Here is a 7976-nt window from a genome sequence, read left to right on the forward strand (position 1 = left end):
CTCGAACTGGCGGCCCCACCGACGTCAGGGGGTGAGGAAACGGCTGATCAGGTTGACGTGGGGGGCGCGGAGGAGTTCGTGGTGTTCACCGGGGACCTCGTGGACGGTCAGCTCGGAGACGGTCTGGCGCCAGCCCGCCTCCTGGACGGCGCGCAGCGCGGGCGGGTGCGACTCACTGACCAGCAGGGTGACCCGGCCGTGGAACCAGCCGGCCCGGTAGTCGGCCAGGCCGCGCAGGCTGTCGCGCCAGAGCCCCAGCAGCTCCGGCCCGTACGCCTCGTGGTAGGCGGCCACCTGGGAGGACGTCATGCCCAGCCCGGCGAAGAACCCCACCTTCGAGTCGAGCAGGGCCTGCCGGGCCTCGGCCACGCCCAGCGGGGCCAGCCGGTCGATCAGCGCCTCCAGCTCGGCCAGTTCGCCCAGCAGGTCGGTCACGAACACCTCGGGCAGCACCGAGTCGATCAGCACCACGTGGTCGACGTGGTGGCCGAGCGCCTGTAGCCGCCTGGCCGTCTCGAAGGCCAGCACACCGCCCGCGGACCAGCCGGCGAGCGTGTACGGACGCGCCAGGTCCAGGCCTGATTCCGCCAGTTCCGCGGCGTACCTGGCGGCCATGGACGGCAGTGACCCGGCGTTCACCCCCGATTCCAGCGCCTGTAGTGCGTAGACCGGCCGGTGCGCGGCGAGCCTGGCGGCCAGCCCCGCGTAGCAGAGCGCGGAGCCGCCGAGCGGGTGGAAACAGTAGAGCGGGTCTCCGCCGGAGGCGGAGACGACCAGCGGGGTGATCACGGGAAGTGGTACGGCGGAAGTGCGCTCGGGGCCTCGGTCGGGGAGGGCGGTCGACACGAGAGTGGCGAGGCCGCTGACTGTGGCGTTGGCGAGGAACCTGCGGAGCTTGACCTTCACGCCCAGGCGCTGTTCCACACTCGCCATCAGCCGTACCGCGCCGAGGGAGTCGATACCCCTGGCGAACAGGTCCTCGTCCGCGCCGACGTCGTCGGAGCCGATCCCGAGCAGTCCGGCGATCAGGTCGGCGATCTGCCCCTCGACGGCGGTGCGCGCCCGGCGCGGAGCGGGCTCCTCCTCCGCGTCCCGCGCGGTGGCGGCGTTCACCTCCGGCAGCGCGGATCGGTCCACCTTGCCGTTGCGGTTGAGCGGGATCGCGGGCAGCGGCACGAAGACCGAGGGCACCATGTACTCGGGCAGGCTCCGGGCCAGACCCGCGCGCATCTCGGCCGCCGTGGCGGTGCCGACGACGTAGGCGACGAGCCTTCGCCCTCCTCCGGATCCGGGCCGGGGCTCGGGGACGGGTACGGTTCCAGGTCCAGGCCGGGGCTCGGGGACGGGTACGGTTCCGGATCCGGGCCGGGGCTCGGGGACAGGTACGGTTCCAGGCCGGGGCTCGGGGACGGGTGCGGCGATGACGACCGACTGGTCGACGCCCGGCAGTTCGTCCAGGGCGGCCTCGACCTCTCCCAGCTCGACACGGAATCCCCTTATCTTCACCTGGTCGTCAAGCCTGCCGAGGAACTCGAACTCCCCGTCGGCGCGGAGCCTGCCCAGGTCCCCGGTGCGGTAGAGCCGCGAGCCCGGCGGGCCGAAAGGGTCGGGCAGGAAGCGCTCGGCGGTCAGCGCGGGTCTGCCGTGGTAGCCGCGCACCACGCACTCGCCGCCGATGTAGAGCTCGCCGGGCACCCCCATCGGGAGCGGGCGCATGGTCTCGTCCAGCACGTACATGGCGGTGCCGGGGATGGGCCTGCCGATGGGGACCAGCTCGCCGCCGATCGGGCCGGTCACGGTGTGCACGCAGTTGGCGACGGACGCCTCGGTCGGACCGTACTCGTTGAGCAGCACCGGCGCCGGGTCCAGCGCCTGCCAGAACGCCAGCGCCCGGCTGGGGAAGGCGTCGGCGCCCACCACCAGGACCCCGGCCAGGCCCGCGGCCTGCTCGGCGGAGAGCTGCCCGGCCAGGACCTCCAGGTGTCCGGGGGTGAGCTTGACGAACCCGTAAGGCCGGGCCGACAGCGCGGTGCCCAGCTCGTCCAGGGCGGTGTCCTCGGCGGCGACGTGCAGGCACTGGCCCACCACCAGCGGGGTGTAGATGTTGGGCACGACCATGTCGTAGGCGACCGAGGAGAACAGCGGGGCCCCGCCCACGCCACCGACGGCGTAGGCCGACACGCACCAGCGCAGGAAGTTCACCAGGCCCCGGTGCGGGACCATGACGCCCTTGGGGCGCCCGGTCGAGCCGGAGGTGTAGATGAGGTAGGCCAGGTTGCCGGACGCGGCGGTCGGGTCCGGGTCACCGGAGGGACATCCGGCGGTCTCGGCTTCCAGGGCACCCGCGTCGTCCAGTACCAGCCGGGCACCGGAGTCGGCCAGCATGTACTCCAGGCGGGCGGCCGGCAGCCCGGGGTCGAGCGGCAGGTAGGCGGCCCCGGCCTTCCAGATGCCGAGGAAGGCGGCGACGAGCCAGTCGGAGCGTCGCAGGCGGACGGCGACGATGCTCTCCGGGCCCATGCCCCTGCCGCGCAGCCAGTGCGCGATCCGGTTGGCCCTGGCGTTCAGCTCCCGGTAGCTCAGCCGGGTTCCGCCGAAGGTCAGCGCGACGGCCTGCGGGGTAAGCCGGGCCTGCCGCTCGAAGAGCTCGTGCGCGCAGACCTCCGGTGAACCCAGCGGTTCCGGCCCCCGGCAGGCCGCGAGCAGCGCCTCGCGCTCGGCGGGCGGGAGGATCTCCAGGGCGCTGAGCGGTACGTCGGGTGCGGCGGCGACCTGGGTGAGCAGGTGGACGAAGGACTCGGCGAGCCGCCGGGCGGTGCCGGGCTCGAACAGGTCGACGCGGTAGGTCAGGTGACCCAGCAGGTGGTCGCCCTCGGGCATCAGGGACAGTGCGAGGTCGTACTTGGCGGCGGTGTCGGGGAACTCGAACGGCTCCACTCCCAGGTCGCCGAGCTTGGTGGTCCCCGACAGGCCGGCGTGCAGCTCGTACAGGACGCGGAACAGCGGGGCACGGCCCTGGGCGAGCATCGGGTACGGCAGGTGCTGGTGGGTGAGGGCGTCCAGGCAGTAGGCGCGGACGCGGCGGAGCAGCTCGGTGAAGCTCGGGGCACCCGACAGGTCGGCGCGCATCACCACGGTGTTGAAGAAGGCACCGACGAGGTGCTCGGAGTGCGGCGCGGCGCGGTTGGCGACGGTGCTGCCGAGCGCGATGTCGTCCTGGCCGCAGTGGCGCGACAACAGCGCTGCGAACGCGGCGAGCCCGGCCATGTACGGGGTGGCCCGGCAGCGCCGGGCGACGGCGCCGAGCGCGGCGGCGGTGGCGGCCGGCACGGTGAAGGTCACCGTCTCTCCCTGCGCCGAGGTCTCCGTCGAGGTCTCCGCGGAGGTCTCCGCGGAGATCTTCGCGGCGGGGATGCGGTCGGTGGGCAGGTCGAGCGCGGGCAGGCCGGCCAGGGCGCCGCGCCAGTACGCCAGGGCGGGCGCCGGATCCACCGCCCGCTCGGCGGCCACCACCTCGTCGTACCCGGCGGGCAGCGGGGGCAGCGGGTCGGGCAGGTCCGCGAGGCGGGCCTGGTAGAGGGCGTCGAGCTCGCCGAGGAAGACGCCCATGGACCACTCGTCGAAGGCGATGTGGTGCACGGCGAGCACCAGGACGTGGTCGTCGGCGGCCAGCCGGGCGAGCTGGACGCGCAGCACCGGCCCGGCGGCCAGGTCGAACGGCCGCCGCGCCTCGGCGACGGCCGTCCTGCGGACCTCCTCCTCCGACGCCATGGGGTGTACCGGCAGCTCGACCGGCGCCGGTGGCAGCACCGAGGCCACCGGCCGTCCTTCGACGTTCGGGTAGACGGTGCGCAGCGCCTGGTGGCGGGCGACGACGTCACCGAGCGCACCGGCGAGTGCCGGGACGTCCAGCGGGCCGCGCAGGCGCAGCGCCAGGCAGACGTTGTACTCCGTCCCCGTGGGGTCCAGCTGGTGGCTGAGCCACATCCGTTCCTGCGCGTACGAGAGCCCTCCCCCGAGCGGCCGCCCTCCGGGCGAGGACGTCCCGGGGAGCGTGGACTCGGGCGTCGGCGTCCCGGCGGGGGACACCCCGGACGAGGATGGCCCAGTCTCAGGCGCTACGACCGGCACCTTCCACCTCCAGCGACGAGTGCGACGGGTGCGGTGACGCCCCGTCTTCCAGCAGGTCGATGACGACCTGCGCCAGCTCGGCCACCGTCGGGTGGGTGAACACGTCCGCGACCGGCACCTCGACGCCGTGCCGTGCCCGGATCCTGGCGACAAGCTGGATGGCGACCAGCGAGTGCCCCCCGGCCTCGAAGAAGTCGTCGTCGAGACCGACGCTCTCCAGGCCGAGCAGTAGCGCCCAGTCGTCGGCCAGCGCCCGGTGGACGGGGGTGTGCGTGTTCATCGTGGCCTCCTGGCCGCACCCGCGGGTGCGAACTGGTCTTCGGCCCCCGGCACCGGGCGGGCGGGGTCGTGGTCGATGTGGACGATCCGGTTGGCCCCGTCCACGTGGACGACCCGGGGCCGGTAGCCTCGCAACTCCGCGCCCGAGTACTGGCCGTAGGAGATCAGGATCACCATGTCCCCCGGGGCGACCAGGTGTGCGGCGGCTCCGTTGATGCCGATCACCCCGCTGCCGCGCTCCCCGGTGATGACGTACGTCTCCAGGCGGGCGCCGTTGGTGATGTCGACGATCGCAACCTGCTCGCCGTCCATCAGGTCGGCGGCCTCCATCAGCTCCTCGTCGATCGTCACCGAGCCGACGTAGTGCAGGTCGGCGTGGGTGACCGTCGCTCGGTGGATCTTGGATTTGAACATCGTGCGCAGCATCTCGAACTTCCGTTCACGCATGGGGAACCGGTGACAGTGCCGAGAGCGGCGCGTGCGGGTCACGCACCGCCGCTCCCAGCAGATGCAGCCATGCATCCACCAGACTCTCGACGGTGGGTCCGTCGAACAGGCCGGTGTTGTAGGCGACCTCGCCGATGATCGAGTCCGGGGTCTCCGCGACCGAGCAGACGAGGTCGGCGACCGTGGTACGAGTCGCCAGGTCGATGGGGGTCACCGTCAGCTGTGGCAGGCGTACGCCCTCGGCGCCGGTGAGCGCGCTGAGCGGGACGCCGTTGAAGATGACGTCGAAGAAGGGGGAGCGGCCGGGGGCGCGCGGCGGGCGCAGCGCCTGGACCAGCCGCTCCAGCGGGACGTCCTGGTGGGCGTAGGCGCCGTGGACCACCTCACGGACGCGGCCGAGCAGTTCGACGAAGGTCGGGTCGCCGCCGCAGGGGGTGCGCAGCACCAGCGTGTTGACGAAGAAACCGATCATCTGCTCGGTCTCCGGGCGGGTCCGGCCGGGTACCGGGGAGCCCACCGCGACGTCGGCGCCGCCGGACGCCTGGAAGAGCGTGGCCTGGAAGGCGCCGAGCAGGGCGGCGAAGAGCGTCGTGCCCGCCTCGCGGCCGAGCCGGCGCAGCTCCTCGGTGACCCGTTCGTCGATCATGAAGGAGACCCTGGCGCCCGCGTAGGTCTGCACCGGCGGGCGCGGCCGGTCGACGGGCAACTCGGCCGGGGTGATCCCGGCCAGCCGGCCGCGCCAGTAGTCGAACTGCTCGCCGCCCGCGGCGTGCTCGCGCTGCCAGGCGGCGTAGTCCACGTACTGCGCGGCCGGCTCGGGGAGCACCGCGGGCCGCCCGGCCAGCGCGGCCTCGTACAGGGTGGCCAGTTCCTGCCAGAGCACCTGCTCGGAGGCGGCATCGTAGGCGACGTGGTGGACGACCAGGGAGAACACGTGCTCGTAGGCGTCCAACCGGGTCAGCCTGGCTCGCACCGGCGCGGCGGCGGCGAGGTCGAAGGGGGTTTCCCAGTCGGCCTGCAGGGCGTCGGAGGCGGCGCTCTCCCGGGCGATGCGGGTCTGGCCGGGCGCGACGCCGACCGTCAGCCGGGGTCCGCGGGCGTCGATGCGCACCTCGGGAATGCCTGCGGGGCTCTCCACGTACCGGGTCCGCAGGATCTCGTGCCGGGCGACCAGTTCGTCGAACGCCTGGCGGAACGCCGCCACGTCGAGGTGGCCGTGCAGGCGGCAGGCGGTCGGCACGTTGTACGCGGTCGAGCCCGGCGCCAGCCGGTGCAGGAACCAGAGGCGTTCCTGACCGTAGGAGAGCGGCAGTGTCCCCTCGCGGGACACCCTCGGCAGCGGCGGGAGCTGCTCGGCGCGAGTCTCGGCCACCTCCTCGGCGAGCTCCTCCAGCGACTCGGCGGAGAAGAGCAGGTAGAGCGGGAAGTCGATGCGCAGGTCGTCCTGGATGCGGAACATGACCTGGGTGGCGAGCAGGGAGTTGCCGCCCAGCTCGAAGAAGTTGTCGTCCAGGCAGACCGTGTCCAGATCCAGGACGTCGGCCCAGATGGTGGCCAGCGTCTGCTGCACGGCGGTGACCGGGGGCCTCCCCTCGGCCCGCTCGGCGGGCGGGGCGATCTCCGGCAGCGCGGCCCGGTCCACCTTCCCGCTGCTGGTCAGCGGCATCCGGTCGATCACCGCGAGCTGCGCGGGGATGAGATACGGCGGGAGCCGGTCGACCAGATGGGCCCGCAGCTCCGCCGGGTCGGGGGCGGCGCCGGAGGCCACCACGTAGCCGAGCAGGCGCTCCCCGGCGACCGTGACGGCGGAGCGCTCGACCCCGGGGTGGGCGTCCAGGGTGGCCTCGATCTCGCCCAGCTCGACCCGTACCCCGCGGATCTTGACCTGGTGGTCGGTGCGGCCGAGGAAGTCCAGGGCGCCGTCGGGGCGGCGCCGCCCCAGGTCGCCGGTGCGGTACAGCCGCGAGCCCGGCGGGCCGTACGGGTCGGGGACGAAGCGCTCGGCGGTCAGCGCGGGCCTGCGGTGGTAGCCGCGTGCCAGGCCGATCCCGCCGATGAACAGCTCGCCCGCCGCCCCGTCGGGTACGAGGTCTCCCGCCTCGTCCAGCACGTGCACGGTGTTGCCGGTGAAGGGCGTCCCGACGGAGACGACCGGGCCCGCGTGCGGGTCGTGCGGGTCGTAGGTGTACATGGTGGAGTCGATCGACACCTCGGTGGCGCCCCACTGGTTGTGCAGCCCGCAGCCGTACACGCCGATCTGTTCGTGGAAGGCGAGCGCCAGGGGTGCGGTCAGCGCCTCCCCGCTGGAGATCACGTGGCGCAGGTGCGGCAGCGGCGGCAGCCCGGCGCGGCGATGCGCCGCCAGGAACAGTGCGAGCATGCTGGGCACGAACTGTACGACGACGGCGCCGAAGCGCGAGGTGGCCTCCAGCAGCGCCACCGGGTCCCGGTGCTCGCCCGGCGGCAGGATCGCCACCACCCCGCCGGTCGACAGCGGCCAGAACACCTCCACCGCCGAGTCGTCGAAGCTGAGCGTGGTCTTGTGCAGCACGGCCTCGCCTGGTTCGAGGCGGTACTCGGCCTGCATCCACCGCATCCGGTTGACCCAGCCCCCGTGCGTGCTGGCGACCCCCTTGGGGATGCCCGTCGAGCCGGAGGTGTAGTAGAGGGAGACCAGGTCGCCCGGGCGTACCCCGGAGTCGGCGGGGGTCGTCGGGTGGCGGTCGATCAGCGCGCTGTCGCGGTCGAGCAGCACGACGCGGGTGAGGTCGCCGGGCAGCAGGTGGGCGAGTGCCTGCTCGCCCACCGACACCGGCGCCGCGCCCTCGGCGACCATGAGCCGCACCCGGGCGGGCGGTGCGTCGGGGTCGATCGGCAGGTAGGCTCCGCCCGCCTTGAGGATGCCGCACAGCGCGATGACCAGGTCCAGTCCCCGGTGCACGCACACCGCCACGGGGGTGTCGGCGACCACTCCCAGCTCGCGCAGGTGGTGGGCGAGCTGGTTGGCACGCCGGTCCAGCTCGCGGTAGGTCAGGGTGTGGCCGTCGGCATCGATGACGGCCACGGCGCGCGGGGTCCGCTCCACCTGGGCTTCGACCAGCTCGTGCAATCCGGCCACG

4 protein-coding genes are annotated in these 7976 nt (G+C 73.3%); all 4 read right to left on the reverse strand.

The features are described from left to right. Nucleotides 1–24: 24 nt before the first annotated feature. The 4 genes from OG884_RS36300 to OG884_RS36315 are packed head-to-tail and all read right to left on the reverse strand — an operon-like array spanning nucleotide 25 to nucleotide 7975. Nucleotides 25–4089: an amino acid adenylation domain-containing protein gene (locus tag OG884_RS36300; protein ID WP_326640465.1), complete on the reverse strand. Its 4065-nt coding sequence runs from the start codon at nucleotides 4087–4089 to the stop codon at nucleotides 25–27. A 22-nt stretch (nucleotides 4090–4111) separates the two neighbouring features. Further along, complete coding sequence (locus OG884_RS36305; protein WP_326640467.1) at nucleotides 4112–4411, reverse strand: phosphopantetheine-binding protein; 300 nt, start codon at nucleotides 4409–4411, stop codon at nucleotides 4112–4114. After that, entirely contained in the window at nucleotides 4408–4836 is a 429-nt protein-coding gene (gene panD, locus OG884_RS36310; protein WP_326647102.1) for an aspartate 1-decarboxylase, read from the reverse strand. The genes OG884_RS36305 and panD overlap by 4 nt, the downstream gene beginning before the upstream one ends. 13 nt (nucleotides 4837–4849) lie before the next feature. Beyond that, entirely contained in the window at nucleotides 4850–7975 is a 3126-nt protein-coding gene (locus OG884_RS36315) for an amino acid adenylation domain-containing protein (RefSeq protein WP_326640469.1), read from the reverse strand. Nucleotide 7976 lies beyond the last annotated feature (1 nt).

Origin of the sequence: Streptosporangium sp. NBC_01755 (genome assembly GCF_035917995.1) — a bacterium.
GTDB lineage: Bacteria > Actinomycetota > Actinomycetes > Streptosporangiales > Streptosporangiaceae > Streptosporangium.